The organism is Rhodococcus sp. NCIMB 12038 (genome assembly GCF_002165735.1).
In the GTDB taxonomy this organism is placed as follows: Bacteria; Actinomycetota; Actinomycetes; order Mycobacteriales; family Mycobacteriaceae; genus Rhodococcus_F.
The window spans coordinates 24,251-46,735 of record NZ_NHML01000032.1; the positions used below are offsets into that span (position 1 = coordinate 24,251).

General features: G+C 69.5%; 6 protein-coding genes. 1 reads left to right on the top strand and 5 read right to left on the bottom strand.

Annotated elements, in window-relative coordinates; all coding sequences use genetic code 11:
* Window positions 1–1,440, top strand: coding sequence for a threonine/serine exporter ThrE family protein (locus CA951_RS34285; protein ID WP_087561109.1), 1,440 nt, complete (start codon window positions 1–3; stop codon window positions 1,438–1,440).
* A gap of 109 nt (window positions 1,441–1,549) precedes the next feature.
* Here CA951_RS34285 and CA951_RS34290 read toward each other — a convergent pair whose 3' ends face one another.
* The 5 genes from CA951_RS34290 to CA951_RS34310 form a co-directional block, all read right to left on the bottom strand.
* Window positions 1,550–1,801, bottom strand: a complete 252-nt coding sequence (locus CA951_RS34290; protein WP_005244517.1) for an MbtH family protein — start codon at window positions 1,799–1,801, stop codon at window positions 1,550–1,552.
* Window positions 1,798–3,144 (bottom strand): lysine N(6)-hydroxylase/L-ornithine N(5)-oxygenase family protein, encoded by a 1,347-nt coding sequence (locus tag CA951_RS34295; RefSeq protein ID WP_087561110.1) that lies wholly within the window; start codon window positions 3,142–3,144, stop codon window positions 1,798–1,800. The genes CA951_RS34290 and CA951_RS34295 overlap by 4 nt, the downstream gene beginning before the upstream one ends.
* Window positions 3,145–3,306: 162 nt before the next feature.
* Complete coding sequence (locus tag CA951_RS34300; protein ID WP_087561111.1) at window positions 3,307–20,049, bottom strand: non-ribosomal peptide synthetase; 16,743 nt, start codon at window positions 20,047–20,049, stop codon at window positions 3,307–3,309.
* A 300-nt stretch (window positions 20,050–20,349) separates the two neighbouring features.
* Complete coding sequence (locus tag CA951_RS34305; protein WP_087561112.1) at window positions 20,350–21,549, bottom strand: sensor domain-containing diguanylate cyclase; 1,200 nt, start codon at window positions 21,547–21,549, stop codon at window positions 20,350–20,352.
* Between the two features lie 80 nt (window positions 21,550–21,629).
* Window positions 21,630–22,433, bottom strand: coding sequence for an alpha/beta fold hydrolase (locus CA951_RS34310; protein WP_087561113.1), 804 nt, complete (start codon window positions 22,431–22,433; stop codon window positions 21,630–21,632).
* Window positions 22,434–22,485 lie beyond the last annotated feature (52 nt).

Genomic DNA, 22,485 nt, shown 5'->3' on the forward strand with positions numbered 1-22,485 from the left:
ATGTCCAAGCTCACAGAATCCCTCCAACGTCTCACAGGCGACCGTCGCGCAACGGTCGATGCGGTCACCGCTGCACCCACACCGCTGCAGCCGATCGACCTCACCGACGATGCGGTCGTCGCCGAAGTACTCGACCTCGCCGTGCGAGTCGGTGAAGTGCTCCTCGCGTCCGGCACCGGTGCGATGGACACCGCCGAGCAGGTGCAGTTCATCGCCGCCACGTACGGCCTCGCCCAGTGCGATGTGGATGTCACGTACAACTCCATCGTGCTGTCGGCGTACCGCGGGCCCACTCTCCCGCCGGCGAGCACCATGCGGATCGTGCACTACCGCTCGATGGACTTCACCCGGCTCGCGGCGGTCGACCGGCTCACCCGGCGTATCCGCCGGGAGGCGGTCACGCCCAGCGAGGCGCACGAGGCTCTGACCGCGGTCACCACGGCGCCGCACCCGTACAACCGCTGGATCGCGACGCTCGCCTGGGCGTCGATGGCCGCGTCGGTGTCCGTGTTGATGGGTGGTGGGGTGCTGGTCGCGTCCGTCGCCTTCCTGACGACGATGGTGATCTACCGGGTCAACCGCGTCCTCAACCGCATCGGTCTGCCGTTCTTCTTCCAGCAGGTGGCGGGCGGTCTGGTGGCCGCGACCCCGGCGGCGACGCTGTACACGTTCCAGGATCAGCTGGGTGTCGAGATCAGACCCTCGCAGATCATTTCGGCCGGTGTGGTGGTGCTGTTGTCCGGGCTGTCGCTGGTCGGTTCCGTGCAGGACGCCATTACGGGGGCACCGATCACGGCGGCGGCACGATTCTTCGAAGTGGTCATGATGACCGGCGGCATCATCGCCGGTGTGGCCATCTCGTTGCGCCTGACCGGCGTGCTCGGTTCGACCCTGCCACCCGTCAACGTCGAGATCACGGAACTCGTGCAACTACCCGTGCTGGTGATGTCGGGCGCTTTCGCGTCGATGTTCTACGCGCTGGCGTGTTATGCCGAGCAGCGGGCCCTCACGGCCGCGTGGTTCGGCGGGGCGGCAGGCGCGCTCGTGTACATGGTGGCGCACCAGTTCGGCATCGGCCCGATCATCGGTTCGGCACTCGCCGCCACCGTGGTCGGCTTCGCCGGTGGTCTGATGGCCCGCCGCGCGCTCACGCCGCCGTTGGTCGTCGTGGTGGCGGGTATCACACCGCTGCTGCCGGGTCTGTCCCTGTACCGGGGTCTGTACGCCCTGCTGAACAACGAGGTCGTGATCGGACTGGGCTCGCTGCTGGCGGCGTTCGGTATCGGTTGCGCGCTCGCGGCCGGTGTCACACTCGGCGAATGGATCGCCCGGACTCTGCGGAGGCCGCGCATCCTGCGCCGCACAGACGACATCCGCCGCCCCGTTTTCAAAACGAGGCGGCGGAAGCCGGTCGAAACACACACACAGAAGGCGGCCTGAGGCAGTTTCAGGTGACGGCCTCTCGGCCGTCGGCCGGGCGCGACCGCCGGAATCTCACCGGACGGTCGTCCCGGCCCTAGGCGTCGCCGAAACGCGGGCGACGGGGAGGTCAGCTCTTGTCGACGCTGTGCCGTCCGCCCGACTTCTCGTCGGCCTCCATGGCCTCACGCAGGCTCTTCGGCCGCATGTCGGTCCAGTTCTTCTCCACGTACTCGAGGCAGGCTGCCCGGCTTTCCTCGCCGAAAACCACGCGCCAGCCTGCCGGCACCTCAGAGAACGTGGGCCACAGTGAGTGCTGGTCCTCGTCGTTCACCAGCACGTAGAAGCGGCCTTCTTCGTCATCGAATGGATTGGTGCTCATCTCGCCTCGCTTGTCGCATACGTGTCCTGTGCGTTCACACTAGCAAGCGTGCCGTTGCGGCCACGCCTTGTTACGACAGATGTAACGATCTCTCCCGCCCGCACGGCAACGTTCGACAGGAGCGACGACGTGATTCCGTGCGTTTTCTCCGTGCCGCCCTGCAGATAGATTCCCGCTGTGACGTCCGGTGAAACCGCCAATCGGTAATCTCGGCCGACTTCCCGTGGCGGGTGGGTTTTCGGCGCGAGATCGCCGAACAGCGGCGCGAGGGGGGCGGGGGTGAATCCGGTGGCCAGAATCAGTGCGTCGCAGGCGAGAGTGTCGGTGAGGCCGTCCACCCCGCTGCGCACCGCCACCTCGATCCCGTCCGAAGTCTCGTCGACGGCAATGATCTCCGACGCGCGCCGCATGAACAGCCGGCGGCGCCCGCGCACGCGTTCCTGGTACTCGGTCGCGTAGAGCTCGTTGATGAGTTCGATGTCGACCACCGAATAGTTAGTACTCCTATGGACATCCAGCAATCGCAGACGCTCCTCCTCGGGGGCGCCGTGCAGATCGTCCACTGCCTCCGGATCGAAGATGCGGTTGGCGTACGGACTGTCGTCCGCCGGGCTGTAGCCGTAACGCGAGAAGACGCTGTGGACTTCGGCTTCGGGGTAGTTTCCGTGCAGGTACTGCACGATCTCGGCGGCACTCTGGCCCGCCCCGAGAACGACGAACCGCTGGTGGACCGGGGCAGGCATCTCGCCGAGCCGGAACAGGAATTGATGGTTGTGGAAGCACCGCGCAGAGGGGTTGGCCCACTCGGGGATTCGTTCCCGCAGGCCGGCGCCCATCACGACGTTGCGTGCGATCACCGTGCTGCCGTCGGCGGCCCGGACCTCGAACCGGTCGATCACCCCGTCGTCGCCGCGGATTCCGCGTACCGACTCCACCGCGGTGCCGTACCGCACGTCGGCGTCCACTCGGCGTGCCGCCCACTGCAGGTAGTCGTGGAACTCGTGCCGAGTCGGGAAGAAGGTCTGGTGATTGACGAAGTCGACGAGGCGACCCTGATCGAAGAGGTAATTGAAGAAGGTGAATGCGCTGCGCGGATTCCGGAACGTCACCAGGTCCTTGGGAAACGCGATCTGCATGGTTGCCCCGTCGAGCAGCATCCCGGGGTGCCACCCGAATCGATCCTGCTTCTCGAAGAACTGCGCGCTGATCCGCTCGCGCGGGGGGCACTCCGCATTGTGTTCCTCGATGGCAATGGCCAGTGCGAGGTTGGCGGGACCGAATCCGACACCCACGACATCTCGCACCGGGAGATCTGTACCGACCGTTTCCGGCGATTCACTCATAGCTCGTTGTCCGTCCTCGACGCCACGCCGCACCCGACCCAGCCGCCGTCTGTCTTCCGGCAAGATAGTGAAGCCTATCCTTATTTCGAGCACAGTACCAAGTACTTCCGGCCCCCACGGCGGCGAAGTCCGCCGCGGAAGTGCGATCTAGATCACTCCTGATCACCGGACTCCTCCCGCCCATGCGGTGACCAGCGTCGACAACTCCGACGCCCAGCCACGGACCTCCCCGGCATCCAGCACATCGGAGGAGAAAGAGAAATATGCGTGGACGGGTCCGCCGCCGACCGGCTCGTAGAAGCTCAGTGTCAGATCCGAATCCGGCACACCCACCGGCACCGGCATGAAGCCGCCCAGCGCGTCGAGGTGACCGAGTCTGGCCTGCTCGTGATGGACGATCATGACCTGCGGACGAAGCACCGGTGTGTCTCCGAGCGCCTCCGCGACGTCGGCGAACGCCACGTCCTGGTTGTCCAGCGCGTCGAGGTTCACGGCACGGATACGCTGCAGCAACTCCACGGGATCGGGATTGCCACTCGTATCCGTTCGCAGCAGAACGATATTGAAGAAGCAGCCGACGAGCGCGTCCAGCGTCTCCTCCGTGCGTCCCGCCACGAGCGACCCCAGCGGGATGTCCGTGCCTGCGCCGTGCCGTGTCAGCACGGTCGCGAGCGCCGCCTGCAGCACCATGAACAGGCTGGTGCCCGTGTCGCTCGCGAACTTCGCGACCGCACTGTGCAGTTCCGCGTCGATCTCGACCGGCACGATCTCCGCCGTCCGCGGTCCGCGAACCGCCGGGGCGGGAAGTGCGAGCCGGGACGGCATCCCGTCCAGGGTCTCGCGCCAGTACGCGAGTTGCCGGGACCGGCGGCTGTCCGGGTCCGCGGGATCGCCGGCGAGTGCCTGCGACCACACCACGTAGTCGGCGTATCCGACGGGCAGCGGTTCCCATTCGGGTTCTGCGCCGTGTGACCGGGCGGCGTATGCGCCCATAAGATCCCCGAGCAGCGGCACCACGGACCACTCGTCGACGGCGATGTAGTGCATCGCGAGCAGCAGCGCCTGGGTGCCGTCGGCACCGGTCACCAGATGCACCCGCAGCGGGGCGTGCTCGGTGAGGTCGAGGGGCGCCTGCGCCAATTCGAAGACCGTGCGGTGCACGTCGCCACCGCCGACGTCGACGAGTTCGAGGGCGGGCCGCACCGCTTCCTGGGCCAACACGGTGTCCCCGACCTCCATGTACAGGGTCCGCAGCGGTTCGTGCCGCGAGGTGACGTCGTCGAGGGCCTGCGCCAGGACCTCGGGGTCGACGGTGTCGCGAAGCTGCAGCGACAGTGCGTGACTGGCGCGCGCGTCGGGGCCGGCCGCCCGGAACTGCTTCCAGAACCGGCGTTGCGGCCCCGACAGCGGCAGCGCGTCCGGCCTCGGATCCGAAACCGTCAGCATCGGTCTGCCGGTGGACGCGGCCGCCGCGACGATCGCGGAGAGTTCGGCCACCGTGGAACTGTCGAACACGTCCCGGATGCCGATGTCGACGGCGAACCGCCCACGGATCCGGCCCACCAGCCGCATCGACGCCATGGAGTTGCCACCGAGGTCGAAGAAGTTGTCGTGGATGCCCACCGACGGCAGGTGCAGGATCTCGGCGAACGCCGCGGCGATCTCCTTCTGCTCCGGCGTCTGCGGGGTGCCGTCCCCGGCCAGGGCCGACCAGTCCGGCAGCGGCAGCGCCTTGCGGTCGAGTTTGCCGTTGGGGGTCAACGGGAGTTCGCCGTCCAGCACGACCACGAGCGTCGGCACCATGTAGTCGGGCAACCGCGCTGCGGCGTGTTCGCGCACCGCCCGCGGGTCGATCTGCCCGGTCCCGTGCCCGTCCGCCGGGGTGACGTAGCCGACGAGGCGGACGATGTCGCCGGACCGGTCGGCGACGACCGCCGACTGCTTCACCGCCGGATGGCTTCCGAGAGCCGCGATGATCTCGCCGAGTTCGATGCGGAACCCGCGGATCTTCACCTGGTCGTCGACGCGTCCGAGGAAGTCGATGTTGCCGTCGGCCCGCCAGCGCGCCCGGTCCCCGGTCCGGTACATGCGGGTGCCCGCGTCGCCGAAGGGGCTGGGCACGAACCGGACCGACGTGAGGTCGGGTCTGCCGAGGTATCCGCGGGCCAGTCCGCGGCCGGCGATGTACAACTCGCCCGCCACTCCCGGCGGCACCGGCTGCAGGCGGTCGTCGAGGACGTACGCCTGTTCGTTGGGATCCGGGATGCCGATCGGCACAGCGGAGTTCCACCCGGGCTGCGCCTGCCACAGCGTGTTGTTGACGGTGGCCTCGGTGAGACCGTAAGCGGCCAGCAGGTTGAGCCGTTCCGCCCACCGTCCGATCAGTTCCGGCGGCACGGTCTCCGTGCCCACCAGCACGGTGCACCCCGCGGGGACGTCGCATCCGGACGGCAGCGCCGCCAGCAGGGACGGGGGAATGATCGCGTGCGTCACGGAATGCGCGGCCATGAAATCGGTGAGTTCCGGTCCGGCGACGCGGGACTCGTCGGGCACGATCACCAGCCGGGAACCCGTGCAGAGCGCCATCGACAACTCGAAGACCGCGACATCGAATCCGATCGACGCGAACTGCATCACCACCGAGCCCGGGATCAGCTTCATCCGCTGTTCGGCGGTGGCGACGAGGCTGGGGATCCCGTCGTGAGTGAGGATCGCGCCCTTCGGTTTACCGGTGGAGCCCGACGTGTAGATGACGTACGCGGCGTGGTCCAGACCCCGCGGGGGCGGCGGCACCGAGTCGTCGAGCCCGGCCGCGAGTTCCGCGGCGACGGACTCGTCGTCGAGGAGAAGACGTACGAGGCCGTCGACCTCCGCGATGCGGGGGCTCTCCCCCACCGTGGTCACCAGCACCCGCGCCGCGGAGTCGGCGAGCATGTAGGAGATGCGGTCGGACGGGTGGTTCAGGTCGAGCGGCAGGTACGCCGCCCCGAGCTTCAGCACCCCGAGCACGACCGCCACCATCTGCGAAGACCTCGGGACCGCCAGCCCCACAACATCTTCGGCCGAGACGCCGCGACGATGCAGCAGCGCGGCGATCCGGTCGGCGCGGGCACTCAGTTCCGTATACGTCACCTCGCCCGCGGCGTCGACGACGGCCACGGCGTCGGGGGTCGCGGCGACGTGGCGCGCGAACGCCTCGTAGAACGTCTCCTCCGCCACCGGATGCGCGGTGTCGTTGAACCCGTGCACCACCAGTTCGCGTTCCTCGCCGAGGAACACGTCGAGGTCGCCGACGGCGATCCCCGGGTCGGACGCGACGGCGCCGAGCACCGCGACCTGCCTGCGCGCGATCCTCTCCGCGGTGGCCTGTTCGAACAGGTCCGAACCGTATTCGAGGCGCAGTTCCACCCGTTCGTCGTCGAGGTACTCGGTGAAGTTGAACACCAGGTCGAACTTGGCCGTGCGTTCCTCGAACGCCACCGGGGTGAGGGCCGATCCGGATGCGTGCGCCGAATCGGACGTCCGGCTGTGGTAGCCGACCATCACCTGGAACAGCGGGTTCCGGGCCAGGGTCCGCGCCGGATTCACCCTCTCCACCACGGTTTCGAACGGGACGTCCGAGTGCGAGAACGCGGCCAGGTCGGTGTCGCGGACCCGTGCCAGCAACCGGTCGAACGTGGGGTTGCCCGACACGTCCGTCCGCAGCACCACGGTGTTGACGAAGAATCCGATCAGGTCGTCGAGGCCCTGCTCACTGCGGCCGGCGACCGGTGCCCCGATCGGCAGATCGTCGCCCGCGCCGAGACGGTGCAGCAACGCCGCCGACGCCGCGTGCAGCACCATGAACATGCTGGTCCCCGACGTCCGGGCGAGCGAACGCAGTGCCCGCGTCGTCGCGGCGTCGAGCGTCGTCTCGATGGCGCCGCCCGCGAAGCTGGGCCGCGCCGGACGGGTGCGGTCGGCGGGGAGCACCAACTCCTCCGGCGCCCCGGCGAGAGTGTTCGCCCAGTAGTCGAGTTGGCGGCTGACGAGGCTGGACGGGTCCTGCGGATCACCCAGGACGTCGCGCTGCCACAGGGTGTAGTCGGCGTACTGCAGGGCCAGCGGTTCCCAGCCCGGTGCCGAACCCTGCGCGCGAGCGGCGTACGCCGTCATCAGGTCCCGCAGGAACGGCCGGTCCGACCACTCGTCGGTGGCGATGTGGTGCAGCACGATTGCCAGCACCTGCTCGTCGCCGACCCGGATCAGGCTCGCGCGCACCGGGATGTCGGTGGCCAGGTCGAACGGCCGGCCGACGGTCTCGGTGACGAGCCGGACCAGATCGGCCTCGGTGCCATCGACCACCGCGACGTCGGGGCGGACGTCGTCCAGGATCACCTGCACGGGTTCGCCGTCGTGCTCCCCGAACACGGTGCGCAGCGATTCGTGCCGCGACACCACGTCGGTCAGCGCCTGCGCGAACACCTCCGGGTCCAGTGCGTCCCGCAGTCGCAGGACGATCGGGAAGTTGTAGGCGACGGCGGCGCCCGCGCCTGCCTCCACCTGCTGCAGGAGCCACAGGCGTTGCTGCGCAGCGGAGAGCGGCAGATGCTCCGGCCGTGTCCTGGCCGCGAGCACCGGACGCGTCGACGCGGTGTCGTCGCCGATCCGGGTGGCGAGTGCGGCCACCGTCGGCGCCTCGAACAGGTCGCGCATGGTGAGGTCGGTGTCGAGCGCGGCCCGTGCCCGGCTGATCAGCCTGGTGGCGAGCAGCGAGTGACCGCCGAGGTCGAAGAAGTCGTCGTCGATCCCGGGAGCGGGAACGCCGAGGATCTCGCCGAACAGTTCGGACAGCACCCGTTCGGTGTCGGTGCGGGGTTCGGTGCGCGCACCGCCGCTGCGGCCGAGCACGTCGTCCGCGGACGGCAGCGCCTTGACGTCGAGTTTGCCGTTGACCGTCATCGGCAGCCCGTCGACCTCGATGACCGCGGCGGGCACCATGTAGTCCGGCAGCGTTGCGCGCAGCGCCTGTGAGTACTTGTTAACGTCCGGCGGTTGATAAGTACTCACGACGGCGTAGCCGACCAACCGCTTGAACCCGCCCGGGCCCGAGTCGACGACGACCGCCGCCTGGCGCACGCCGTCGAGCGCTTCGAGCGCGGAGGCGATTTCGCCGAGTTCCACCCGGTGACCGCGGATCTTCACCTGATCGTCCGTGCGGCCCAGGAAGTCGAGGTTCCCGTCTTCGCGGCGGCGGACGAGGTCACCCGTCCGATACATACGTACGGATTCACGGAACGGGTCGGCGACGAAACGCTCCGCCGTCAACGCGAACCGGTCGAGGTAGCCGCGGGCCAACCCGACCCCGGAGATGTACAGCTCACCGGGAACGCCGTCGGGAACGGGACGCAACCAGGCGTCCAGCACGTATGCGGACGTGTTCCAGATCGGGGTGCCGACGGTGGGCGTCGCGCTGTCGTCGGTGCCGGCACCCAGCGTGTTGATGGTGTACTCGGTGGGACCGTACAGGTTGTATCCGCACGTTCCGTCCGTGTCGCGCAACCGGTTCCACACCGAATCCGACACCGCCTCGCCTCCGAGAAGCACCAGCGGCGGCCGGTGCCTTCCCGGGCCGTCGTCGAGCAGACCCTCCTCGATCAGGTGCTGCGCGTACGTCGGTGTCACGTTGACGACGTCGATCTCGTGGGTGTCGCAGTAGGCCACGAGCGCCTCGGCGTCACGCCGCAGGTTCTCGTCGCAGATGTGGACCTCGTGGCCCTCCACCAGCCACAGCAGTTCCTCCCACGACATGTCGAACGCGAACGACACGGTGTGCGCGATGCGCAGTCGCCGGCCGCCCGCCGCGGCGACGACGGGTTCGAAGATCGCCTCCCGGTGGTTGAACTGCATGTTGGTCAGCCCGCGGTACGGCGTGACGACGCCCTTCGGCCTGCCGGTGGACCCGGACGTGTAGATGACGTACGCCGGATGGTCCAGGCGACCGGGCGTTCCGGGCGCGAACCCGCCGAGTTCCGCCTCCGACAGCGGATCACACGCGACCGCCCCGAAGTCGAGGGTGTCGACGGCCACCGTGTCAACGGTGGCCGCGGCGAGCGTCCCCGCGACGTCCGACGTGGTGACGAGGACCGTCGGCCGGGCGTCGTCGATCATCGCGACGATACGCTCGGCCGGATGGTCGAGTTCGAGCGGCAGGTACGCGGATCCGGTGCGCAGGACGGCGAACAGCGCCACCACCATCTCCACCGTCCGCGGCAGTGCGAGCGCGACGATCCGTTCCGGGCCCGCGCCGTGACCCAGCAACAGCCGGGCCATCCGGTTCACGTCGGCGTCGAGTTCGGCGTAGCTCACGGCGCGGTCGCCGAACACGAGGGCCGTCTCGTCGGGACGGACGAGCGCCGCGTCGGCGAACAGGTCGGCGATGGTCGCGTCGGGCAGGGCTCTCGGCTGGACCGGTACCGGTGTTGCGGCACCGGCGATTCCGCCTACCATGCCCGACAGGTCCGTGGACCACTCCTCGAGGACGGTCACGTACCGCGACAGCATGCGTTCGACCCGCGACGCCGGGATCTTCTCGGGATGGAACTCGAATTTCACCTTCACGCTCGCGCCGGGTGTCACGACGACCGTGACCGGGTAGTGCGTGTGGTCGATGCTGTCGCCGCCGCTGATGTCGTGCGCCGCGTTGAGCGCCGACACCTGTTTCTCGTCCACGAAGTTCTGCAGCACGTAGAGCACGTCGAACAGTTGCCGGTGCTCGGAGACCCGCTGGATGGAGGCGAGCCCGAGGTAGTCGTACGGGGTCAGCGCCAACCGTTCGGACTGGATTCGCCGCAGCAGATCGGCGACGGTCTCGTCGGCGCGCAGTGTCGTCCGGACGGGGACGGTGTTGAGGAACATGCCCGTCACCGCGTCGATGCCCGGGACCTCCGGGGGTCGACCGGCGACGGTGGTGCCGAACACGAGGTCGCGGCGTCCCGTTTCGATTCCGAGGACGACGGCCAGCGCGGCGTTCAGTACCGCGTTGAACGTGACACCGGCGCCGCGGGCAGCGGCCCGGAGCTGTTCGCTCAGGTCCACCGGCAACACTGCGTCCCGGCGCTGCGGCGGCTCCGGCTCCCCGGTGATCGTCGCGGCCAGCAGTGTCGGCTCGTCGAGGCCGCCGAGCGCGTCGGTCCACGCCGAATGCGCGGCGTCCGCGTCCCGGCTGGCCAGCCACTGCAGGTAGTCCTCGAAGGACCCTTCCGGGGCGGCGAACCCGGAGTCGTCGCCGCCGGATTCGTAGAGGGCCAGCAGCTGGCTGACGACGAGACCGTTGGACCATCCGTCCCACAGCAGGAACTGCCGGTTGATCACCAGGCGGTCGTGGGAATCACCGAGCCGCAACACCATTGCCCGCCACAGCGGCGGGGACGTCAGGTCGAACGGCGTCAGCCGATCCTGCGCCGTCAATTGCTCGGCGTAGGAGACGCGTTCGGTCTCGTCGAGTTCGCGCAGGTCGAACTCGGCGACGGGAACGTCCAGTCCGGTGCCGAAGAACTGCACCGGCGCGGGCAGGCCCGCGCTGACGAATCCCGCTCGCAGCGTGGGGTTGCGGCGCTGCAGGGTCCGCAGCGCGGCGGCGAGCCGGTCGGTGTCGAGGCGGTGCTCGAAGTCGAGTGAGAACTGTGCCGTGTAGATGTCGTTGCCGGAGTCGAACCCGGCCTGGAAGTACAGGCCCTCCTGCAGCGGCGACAGCGGCAGCACCGTGTCGACCCCGCTCGGGCTCGCCTGGACGATCCGGTCGATCTCGTCCTGCGTCAACGTCACGAGCGGGAGATCGGACGGTGTGAGTATCGCCGGTCCGTCGTGTTCTGCGGCGGCGTCGGCGAGTTCACCCAGTGCGGCCACCCAGCCGTCGCTCAACGCGACGGTGTCGGCCTCGCTCAGGTCGGCCTCCGACCAGGCGAACACGGCCTGCAGTTCGGTGCCCTCCGCGGATTCCTCGCACAGCGCGTTGACGACCAGGCGGTACGGTCCGCCAAGGTCGGCATCGGGATCGGTTGCCAGGGAGTCGGATTCGACCGCCTGCGTCCAGGGTCCGGGCACAGCGTGCGGCATGCGGCCCAGGTAGTTGAACAGCACCTGCGACTCGGACCGGGCCGCCAGGAGACCGGCGGTGCGCGCGTTGACGTACCGCAGCATGCCGTAGCCGATGCCGCCGTCGGGCGCGCCGCGCAACTGTTCCTTGACGTCCTTGAGCGTGTCGAGTGCGCCCGCCCGGCTGCGCAAACGGACGGGGGTGACGTTGGTGAGCCAGCCGACCGTGCGGGAGAGATCCACGCCCTCGGAGAGTTCTTCGCGTCCGTGCCGCTCGAGGTCGACCAGCAGGTCGTTGTCGCGACCGCGCTCGGCGAGCCAGCGGTCGGCCGACAGTCGCAGCGCCGCGAGCAGCACGTCGGTGACGTCCGCGCCGACGACGGCGGGCACGGTGGTCAGCAGGGCAGCCGTGAGTTGCCGGTCCAGGCGGACCGTCCGCCGGGCGCCGCTGCCCACCACGGCGTGCCCGTCGGTGCCGGACACCAGGTCGGCACCGGGTTCGGTGACCCGCAGCCAGTGGTCGAGTTCTGCCAGGCGGGCCGGTTCCTGCGCCTGCTCGGTGACGATGCGGGCGAATCCGCGCAGCGACGTGGGCACCGGGTCGAGTGCCGCGTTCTCGCCGCTGTCGGCGGCCACCCACGCCATGGCGAGGTCCTCGATCAGGGTCCGCCACGACACCCCGTCGATCACCAGGTGGTGCGCGACGAGCAGGAGCCTGCCCGGTTCCTGCGGACCGGCGTCGAACCACACCGCCGACAGCATGGTGCCGTCGTCGGGGTTCAAGCGGTCGGTGGCGGCGTCGGATTCGGCCGCCACCATTTCGCGCAGCGCGTCGGCGTCGAGTCCGGTGACGTCGACGCGACTCAGCGTGAGGTCGGCGGTGGCGGCGATCTCGAGCGACCACACGCCCGGTGCGTGCCGGGTGAGCGTCTGCCGCAGGCCGTCGTGGTGGGCGATCACCGAGCGCAGGGCCGCCGTGAGGACGGTGGCATCGGTGCCGGCCGGGGTGTGGAGGAGGACGGCCTGGTTGAAGCGGTTCTTTCCGCCACTCCACTCGGACAGTCGGTGGACGACGGGAAGGGGCGGCAGGACGCCGATGCCCGACGCCTCCACCCGCGGGACCTGCGGGACAGCGGTGTCCGCGACCAGTCGCGCGAGCGCGGCGGGTGTCCGCTGTTCGAAGATCTGCCGCGGAGTGACGGTGATCCCCTCCCGGCGAGCGAGATTCACCAGGCGGATGGCGAGGATGCTGTCTCCGCCGAGGGCGAAGAAGTCGTCGTCCACCCCGACCGCCCCGAGACCGAGTACCTCGGCATAGTGGCCGGCGAGCACCCCCGCGGTCCCGCTTTCCACGACTGGCTCCGACGTCGCTTGCGCCGCGAAGTCCGGCGCGGGAAGGGCTTTGCGGTTGAGCTTGCCGCTGGGGCCGAGCGGGAATTCGGCCACGTTCACGAACGCGACGGGCACCATGAACTCCGGCAGCGCCGACGCCAGGTGCGCACGGACGTCGCCCGGATCGGCGTCCCCGACGACGTACCCGACCAGCTGTTGCCGACCGGGCGCATCGGAGCGCACGACGGCGGCGGCCTGCCGCACGCCGGGGCACGCGGCCATCTGGGCTTCGATCTCGCCCAGTTCGATCCGGAAGCCGCGCAGCTTCACCTGATCGTCGATCCGGCCGAGGTACTCGACGGCACCGGCCGCGTCGACCCGGGCGACGTCGCCGGTGCGGTACATGCGGGACCCGGTGCGGGAGAACGGGTCGGCGACGAAGCGTTCCGCGCTCAACCCGGGCCTGCCCAGGTAGCCGCGGGCCAGCTGCGGCCCGGACAGATAGAGCTCACCGGCGGCGCCCGCGGGCACGGGCTGCAGGTACCGGTCGAGCACGTAGAGCCCGGTGTTGGACGTCGGCAGGCCGATCGGCACAGACGGCGCGGCCGCGTCGATTCCCTGGACGGACGCGGCGTAGCTGACGTCGACCGACGCCTCGGTGGGGCCGTAGAGGTTGTCGAGTTCCACGCCCGGCAGGAGTTCCGCGACACGCCGCGCGGACGCCACGGGCAGCGCCTCACCGCTGCAGGAGATGATCCGGAGGCCGGTGCACCGGGCGGCGGCCGGCTCGGCGAGGAACACCTCGAGCATCGACGGGACGAAGTGCACGCGCGTGATCGACTGCCGCACGATGACGTCGGCGAGGTACGCCGGGTCCTTGTGCCCGTCCGGCCGGGCCAGCACGAGCGTCGCGCCGGCGAGGAGCGGTCCGAAGAATTCCAGCACCGACACGTCGAAGCTGGACGGCGTCTTCTGGAACACGTTGTCCGAGAAGGTGATCGGGCGGAACCGCTGAACCCACAGCAGGCGGTTGACGATGCCGGCGTGCGGCACGACGACGCCCTTGGGCCGTCCCGTCGAGCCCGACGTGTAGATCACGTAGGCCGGGTGCTGCGGTGCGAGCGGCACACCGGTCAGCGGCTCGGGTGAGTATCGGTCGGCGTCGGACACCCGGACCTCCGGGACGCCGGACCCGGTGAACGTCACCGTGCCGTCGGTGAGAACGCACACCGGCTCTGCGTCGGCCAGCATGTACGCCAGCCGGTCCGCGGGGTACCCGGTGTCGAGCGGGACGTACGCGCCGCCCGCCTTCCCGACCGCGAGCAGCGCCACCATCAGATCCAGCGAACGCGGCAGTGCCACCGCGACCTTCGACTCGGGAGCCACCCCACGCTCGGCGAGCAGCCGGGCGAGGCGGTTGGCGCGCGCGTGCAGTTCCGTGTACGTGAGGTGGTCGTCCTCGAACACGACGGCCGCTGCGTCCGGCGTGCGCTCGGCCTGCTGCTCGAGCAGGGCCGTCACCGTCGTGTCGGGGAACTGCACCTCGACGTCGCGCAGTGCGGCCTCGATCGGCTCACGCGACGCCAACGGGACGGCGGACACGGTCTGGTCGGCGTCGCGGGTCAACTCGGCGAGATAGGCGATCGTCGACTCCGCGAACCGGGTCGCGGTCGCCGCGTCGATTCGGGCGGCGTCGTACTTCAGCTCGAGGGTCAACGCGTCGCCGGGCATCACGATCAGCGTCATCGCGTACGGCGGGTGCTCGTCGAAACGGATGCCGGTCAACTGCACCGCACCGGTCGGGTCCGCGACCGCGCCGTCGCCGAGCGGGTAGTTCTCGAACACGACCAGTGTCTCGAACAGGTTCTGCAGTCCCGCTTCCCGGCGCAGTTCGGCCAGTCCGAGGTACTGGTGGTCGAGCAGCGTCGACTGCTCGTGCTGCCACCGGGCGAGGGTCCCGGCCACCGTGTCGGTGGGCCGGTACCGCAGCCGGGTGGGAACGGTGTTGATGAACAGGCCCACCATGGTCTCGATGCCGGGCAGGTCGCCACCGCGGCCCGACACCGTCGAACCGAACAGCACGTCCTCGCGGCCGGTGAGGCGGCCGAGGACCAGGCCCCACGTGCCGTGTACGAGCGTGCTGAGCGTCAGCCCGCGGGACCGGCCCACCGCGGTGAGGGCGGCGGTGTCTTCCGACGGCAGAGCCACCCGGACACTGCGGATCCCCGACTCCCCCTTCAGCGTGGGTGCCGGGAGTTCCACCGGCTCGGGAGCATCGGAGAGCGCCTCCCGCCACACCGCGAGCGACGCCTGACGGTCCCGCGCGCCCAGCCATTCGAGGTAGTTGCGGTAGGGCGTCGGCGTCGGCAGCGCCTGCGGCGTCCCCTCGACGCGGTACAGGGCCATCAGTTCCCGCAACATCACCGGCACCGACCACCCGTCGGCGACGATGTGGTGAATCGACTGCAGCAGAAGGAAGTTCTCGGGTTCTACCTGGGCGAGCGTGTAACGCAGCAGGGGTCCGCGGGCGAAGTCGAAGCCCCGCGCCCGGTCCGCCGCCAGTACTTCTTCCACGCGCTGCGCCGGATCCGCGACGCCGGTGAGGTCGAGTACCTCCATCGGCACCCGGACGTCGTCACCGACCACCTGAACCACCCGGCCGTCCGAGACCGCCCGCACCCCGGCGCGCAGGGCGGCGTGCCGGTCGACGACGGCCTGCAGTCCGCGGTGCAGCGCCGCCGCGTCGACGGGTCCGGTCAGTTCGATCACCTGCTGCACCACGTACGGGTCCGTGCCGGTGTCCTCGAACGCCGACTGGAAGTAGATGCCCTCCTGCAGCGGTGTCAGCGGCAGCAGGTCGGCCGCACCCGCCAGCGCGTCCACGTCTTGCTGGGTCAGCGAGACGAGCGGGAAGTCCGCAGGCGTGTGACCGCCGAGATCACCGACCCCGGCGAGCACCCGCAGCACCGCGGTCCACTCGTCGGCGAGGGCCCGGACGGCGTCGCGGGTGAGCACACCGGGCGCCCACGTCAGCGTCGTCCGCAGCACCGGACCGTCGGCACCGTCCTCGGCGATCACGTCGAATGCGAGGGCATGTCCGAGCGGCATCCGCGGGTCGTCGGCGCCGCCCATCGCTTGCGGCAGCCAATCGGCGCCGGCGCCGGACGTCACCCGCCCGAGGTAGTTGAACAGCACCTGCGGTGCCGGCGCCTGCGCGAGTTCCGGTTTCGCGGCACCGAGGTAGCACAACGCGCCGTAGCCGAACCCGGCACCCGGGATGCGGCGCAACTGGTCCTTCACGGCCTTGAGTGCGTCGGCGATTCCCGCTTCGTCCGCGGCCGCACCGGGGTCGAGCACCACCGGGTAGACGGTGGTGAACCAGCCGACGGTCCGGGACAGGTCGAGGGCGGGTCCGTCGGCGCGGCGCACGAGGTCTTCCTCGCGTCCGTGCCCCTCGACGTCGAGGAGGACGGGGCCGGGTTCGCCGCCCCGCCACCTCCGCAGTGCCACCGCGGCACCGGTGAGAAGTGCGTCGTTGACGTGGCCGTGGAACGCTGCGGGCACCGTGGACAGCAGCGGCCCGGTGAACTCCGCAGGCAGTGTCACCGTGAGGGTTTCGGCGTCACCGGCGAGGTCGAGGGCCGGGTCGAGCGCCCGCGAGCCGACGAGCGGGTCGCGGGTGGCCGCGACGTCCGCCCAGAACGGCAGTTCGTGGTCGAACCCGCCCGACTTCACGTGCTCGTCCAGCAGTTCGGACCAGCGGCGCAGCGACGTCCCGACCGGAGGCAGTTCGGGGACGCCCCCGGCCGTCGCGGTAGTGCCCGCGCGGGCGAGGTCCTCGAGGATGATGCGCCAGGACACTCCGTCGACCACTAGGTGGTGTCCGATCAGCAGCAACCGGCCGGATCCCTCGGCGGCGGAGAAGAGGACGGCCTGCAGCATCGTGCCCGTGTCCGGGTCGAGCCGTGCAACGGCCGCGCGGGTCTCGCTGTCGAGTTGCTCGGCGCTGCCGTCGAATTCGACGACCCGGAGGATTCCGTCGATCGCCGCCGGGGACGGTTCCGGCACGGAGAGTGTCCAGTGGTCGCCCCCGCGGCGGAGGCCGCTTCCGTTACCGCGAACCAGTGTCGCGCGGAGGGCGTCGTGCCGCTCGAGCACCGCCGCCAGGGCCGTCCTCGCGGCAGGTTCGTCGAGGTCCGCCGGAGTCTGCACCAGCACCGACTGGTGGAACGCGGCGATGTCGCCGCCCCGCTCGGCGGTGCGGGCGAGGATGGGGGTGCTGCGGACGTCGCCGACCGCGACGTCGTCCGAATCCACGGCGGCCGCGGTCCGGCCGTCCTGCGCCCGGGCGAGCGCCTCCGCGGTGCGGAGCTGGAAGATCTCCCGCGGGCTGATCGAGAGCCCTTCCCGCCGAGCGTGGTTGACCAGCTGGATCGCGACGATGCTGTCGCCGCCCAGCGCGAAGAAGTCGTCGGTGACACCGACGGACTCGACCCCGAGGACACCTGCCATCAACGCGCACAGGGTTTCCTCGGCGGCAGTGCGGGGCGCGACGTTCTCACCGGCCGCGCCGAGGTCCGGCTCGGGCAGTGCGCGCCGGTCCAGTTTTCCATTGGGGGTGAGCGGGAACCGGTCGAGGACGACGAACGCCGACGGCACCATGTACTCCGGCAGCTTCGACGTCGCCCAGCCCCGCAGCTCGGCGGCGTCCGGCACCGCATCCTGCTTCGCCACGACGTAGGCCGCGAGATACTTTGTGCCCGCCGCTGTTTCCCGCACGACGACGGCGCTGTGCCGGACGGCGGGATGCGACACGATGCCCGCCTCGACGTCCTCGAGTTCGAGCCGCATGCCCCGGATCTTCACCTGGTTGTCGGCGCGGCCGAGGAAGTCGAGGGTGCCGTCCGGCGCCCACCGGGCGAGGTCCCCGGTCCGATACAGCCGGGAACCGTCGTCCGCGAACGGGTTCGCGACGAAGCGGGACGCCGTCAGCTCCGGTGCGTCCACGTAGCCGCGTCCGAGCAGGAATCCGCCTGCGTACAGTTCGCCACCGGTGCCGAGCGGCACCGGGTTCAAGTGCTCGTCCAGCACGTACAGCTGGGTGTTGGGGTTCGGGCGCCCGATCGACGTCGCGATCCGCGCGGCGTCCTCCCGGTAGATCACGTGTGACACCCCGATCGTCGCCTCCGCCGGACCGTAACCGTGGTACATCGTGATGGCGAGTTGCGCTCGGAATCTCTCGAACAGCCGGGGGGTGAGAACCTCACCGCCGCACCACACGTGCTTCAGCGCCGACAACCGGTCCGTGCCCCGCGACAGGTCGAGCAGCACGTCCAGCATCGACGACACGAGGTAGACGAACGTCACCGATTCGCGGGCGATCAGGTCGAGGAGATACTGCGGGTTCCGTTCCCCGCCGGGCTCGGCCACCACGAGCCTGCCGCCTGCCACCAGGGGCAGCAGGATCTCGTTCACGGAGATGTCGAACGACAGCGGCGCCTTGAACAGCGACGCGTCCGAAGGTCCGAATCCCAGGATTTCGTCGCGCTGCCACAGCAGTCGCGCGCAGACGGCCTCGTGCCGGATCATGGCCCCCTTGGGCCTGCCCGTCGAACCCGACGTGAAGATGACGTACGCCAGCCGCGCACCCTGCACGGTCACGGTCGGCGGTTCGGTCGGCTGCCCGGCGTGCGCCCACGCCGCGAGGTCGACGGGCACGGCCCGCTCCCCCGCGTCGGTGACCCCGCCGGGTCCGGTGAGAACGAGCGCGGCCCCGGCGTCGGCGAGCACCGCCGTCCGGCGGTCCTCCGGCCACGACGGGTCCAGGGGCACGAACGCCCCACCCGAGCACATGACGGCGAGCAGTCCGATCACCATTTCCGCGGACCGCGGAAGACCGATCGCCACAACGGTTTCCGAACCGACACCGCGGTCCAGGAGGTGGTGGGACAGCTGCGCCACCCGTTCCCCGAGCTCCCGGTAGGTGAGCCGGACGTCGCCGGCGATCAGGGCCTCGGCATCCGGCGTCCGCGACACCTGGGCGTGGAACAGTTCGGGCACCGTCACCGAGTCCTGCGGGGACGCGGTGTCGTTGAACTCCACGAGCAACTGCCTGCGCTCGGCCTCGGTCATCGGATCGAGTGACGCGATGGGCTGCGCCGGGTCGGCGACGATCTGCCCGACGAAGTGCTCCAGCCTGCGGCGATGCTCCTCGAGTTCGGCGCCGAGACCGGCCGGGGCCCGCAGGTCGATCTGGATGGGCTCCGAATCCTGCCCACCGCGGATCGAGAAGTCGAGGTCGCGGACCGGTCCGGTCGCCGAACCGCGCACCCACGCCGGGAATCCGCCGAACGTCAGCGAATGCTCGAACATCATGGAATTGATTCCGGGACCGAAGATCTGACGGTCCGGGTCGATCGACCGCAGTTCGCGGGCGAGGTCCTCACCGCGGTAGCGCCCGTGCCGCAGCACCGAGATCAGCGTCGTGTCGATGCGGGTGGCGAGCTCACCCACCGTCATCTCGGGATCCACCTGCACCCGGAGCGGCAGGATCGTCGAGCACATTCCCGGAATGCGGCGCAGTTCGCGCCCGACCCGCGCCGTCATCGGCAGCGACAACGTGAGGTCGCGGCGGCCGGTGATCCGGTGGATGTACGCGACGACCGCGGCGAGCGGCAGCCGGGTGCGCCGGATCCCGGCGTCGGAGGCGAAGGCGTAGAGCGCGTCGGCGTCGTCCCCGTCGATCTCGACGAGGGCGGAGATCGGCGTCCCGGAGTAGTCGACGACCTGCGGCAGCAGCCGGGGCGGTTCCGGCGCGTCGACGACCTGCCGGATCCAGAAGTCGCGGTCGGATTCGAAGCGCTCGGACGCGCGGTAGTCGCGGTCGGACGCCACGAGGGTGTCGAGAGGCCACGGCGCCGTGGACGTCTCGAGTTCCGGGTGCTCGTACCGATCGACGACGTCCGCCACGAGCAGCGTGATGCCGTAGCCGTCGATGAGACTGTGGTGGTAGCGCTGGTACCAGATCACCGACTCGTCCCCGGTGTGCAGCAGGGCGTGCCGGAACAGCGGTTCGTCGCCCTCGATGTCGACGACGGTCTCCATGTCGCGGTCCATCCACGCGCGCGCACTCGCGTCGGGATCCTCGTCGCGGCGCAGGTCGACGACGCTCAGCGTCCACTCGCCGGGTGCTGTCGGCACCTGGAGCAGTTCGTTGTCTTCGCTTCGCTCGAAGCGGACGTGCAAGGCCTCGGCCCGTGCGACGGTCTTCCGGATCGCCGCGACGGTCCGGTCCAGATCGATCGGGCCCGCGACCTCGACGACGAGCGAGAGGTTGTAGACCGGGCTGACCGGGTTCAGTTGCTGCCCGACCCACACCTCGGACTGCGCAGCCGTCACCGGCAGCGCGACGGGCGTCGAACCGGCGCCGGTCGAGGAAGATGTGCTCCCAGCCGAAAGGTGCTGAGGGCGCGCAGCCGCCGAGTGGTCCGGAGACATGGGTGATCCGATCGTCCGTCGAGAGCGCCCGTCCAACGACGGGCACCCGAGGGAGTTTAGGTTAGGCTACCCACCAGCAACAAGCCGGTTGCCAGCAAGTTCACAGGCGAGGGGTAGCACAGCGGCAATTCCCGTTCAATCCCGCCGACCGCGTGTCCCCCGAACCGCCGACAGAATTTCCCACACAAAAGCGGTCATTACGTCGGGTTTTACCCCGTAAACATACTGTGCGTTCGCTCACGCGGGAGGCCCGGGCGGTGCCGGTTCCCGGGGGCAGGTGTCCAGCAAACGCCCCGAAATCTATTCGTGCCAGACCGCGGTGTTCCCGCCGCGACGCTTGGCGGCATAGAGGGCGATGTCGGCGTGATGGAGCAACTCGTCGACCGTGCGGGCCGACGTACTGTGCGCCATCCCCACACTGATCGTCACGACGAGTAGTTCGTCACCGACGTCGATCGGCATCGTGATCGAGGCGAGCATCCGGTCGACCACATCGTCGACAGCGAGTTGGTCGACGTCGGGAAGGATCGCGACGAACTCGTCGCCACCGAGCCTGCCCACCGCGGACGGTGCCCGCATCGCCTGCCGCAGATGCTCGGACACCGCCTGGAGGATGCGGTCGCCGACGCGATGCCCCCGAGTGTCGTTGACCTCCTTGAACCCGTCCACGTCGAGGAACAACGCGACTGCCGGACCCACGCCGGGCTCGAACAGGCGCTGCAGGTGCTCGGTGATGGCCGCGCGATTGAGCAATCCGGTGAGACTGTCGTGCGTGGCCTCGTGCAGAAGCAGCGCATGCGCCTCCTCCGCCCGCTTCTGCGCGGTTACTTCGGCGGTGACGTCCCGGAAATGCACGACCAGCGCACCGGAGTCGGCCGCGGCGGTCACCTCGATCGTCGCCCCGGGCGAGTACAGCGAATTCGCGCGCGTCTGCTGCTGCGCGCCGGTGGCGAGGACCTTGCGGCACAGTGCGTCGAAGTAGCTGCCCCGCGTTTCCGGGAGAACCTCGGTGACGACGCGTCCGAGCAACTCCTCCCGCGACCGTCGCACGTGCCGCAGGCAGCCGGAGTTGACGTAGATGATCCGAAGATCTTCGTCGAGCGCCAGGAACCCCAGACCCACCCGGTCGAGCAGCGACGCGAGTTGTGCGTCCCGGCCGGCGACGTGTCCGAGTTCGATGACGACCCCCGTGAGCTCGACAGGGGCACCGGACGCATCGGTGGTGACGTCGATGCTGCGAGTGAGGATGTACCGGGTCGACCGATCCGACAGCACGATACGGAACACGCATTCCGCGCCGACCGACGCGGCCGTGTCACCGAACATGCGGCGCACCGCGCCGATGTCGTCGGAATGGACTCGCTCGCGCCACAATTCGAGCGGCGGCAGGGAACCGTCGTCCCCGAAGATGGCGGCGGCCTTGGCATCCCACCACAACGACCCGTTCACGACGTCGAACCGGACGATGCCCACCCCGAGGCGCGGAATGCCCAACGCCATCAGAACCTCGCCGTCACCGTGATCGTCTCCCAGCCGCTCGAAGATCCACCCTACTCACCACGGTGGCGGCAGCCACGACGTCAGTTGGCGAGGAACTCGAGCAATACCTTGTTCACCACTTCGGGCTGTTCGAGGTAGCCGTAGTGCCCCACATCGGGGATCTCGTAGTACCGGGCCGACGGGATCGCCTCGGCCACCTCACGCGAGAGGTACGGCGGAATCATCCGGTCGTCGGCGAAACCGACGGACAGGCACGGCGCCGTGATCGCCCGGTAGGCCTGCCTGCGATCGAAGCTGCGGTCCATCTCCATCTGCGCGCGTACGCCTTCGGACGTCCGGCCGCCGCTGAACTCGAACAGGTCGAGCCAGTCGCGGGCCGTGTGCGGGTCGACGAGCGACGCGGGTGACAGGTTCATCACGGCGGTCACCGCGGCCCGGTACTTGGCGGGGAGTTCGACACCGCTGTCGTGGAGCGCGCGCTCACCCTCGGTGAGGGTCTGCTGGAAGTAGTCCATGCGGGCGTGACCGGCGAGGAAGGCCGCCTTGAGCACGAGATCGGGTCGGGACAGGGCCAGTTCCTGTGCGACGCGGGCGCCCATCGAGGTGCCGACGACCCGGGCCGGACCGCCGCCGAGGTGCTCGATCAGTCCCGCGGTGTCCGCGACGAGGTCATCCATGGTGATTCCGTCGACGCTCTCACCGGACGGCGCGATGCCCCGGTTGTCGAACGTGCAGACGCGGTAGCCGGCGTCGACGAGCGCGGGGGTCTGATGCAGATCCCACACCCGCCCCGGGCTTCCGGTTCCCATGATGAGCACCACTAAATCGCCGGATCCCTTGACCTGGTAATTCAGGGGGATCCCGTTGATCGTGGCGATCGTCATCTTGCCTTCCTTCCCTGGGCGGTCTCACCGAAATAGATTGGATAGCCTAAGC

Coding starts and splice junctions, on each gene's coding strand:
- CA951_RS34285 (WP_087561109.1), top strand. CDS start 1: ATGTCCAAGCTCACAGAATCCCTCCAACGTCTCACAGGCGACCGTCGC.
- CA951_RS34290 (WP_005244517.1), bottom strand. CDS start 1,801: ATGAGCACCAATCCATTCGATGACGAAGAAGGCCGCTTCTACGTGCTG.
- CA951_RS34295 (WP_087561110.1), bottom strand. CDS start 3,144: ATGAGTGAATCGCCGGAAACGGTCGGTACAGATCTCCCGGTGCGAGAT.
- CA951_RS34300 (WP_087561111.1), bottom strand. CDS start 20,049: ATGTCTCCGGACCACTCGGCGGCTGCGCGCCCTCAGCACCTTTCGGCT.
- CA951_RS34305 (WP_087561112.1), bottom strand. CDS start 21,549: ATGGCGTTGGGCATTCCGCGCCTCGGGGTGGGCATCGTCCGGTTCGAC.
- CA951_RS34310 (WP_087561113.1), bottom strand. CDS start 22,433: ATGACGATCGCCACGATCAACGGGATCCCCCTGAATTACCAGGTCAAG.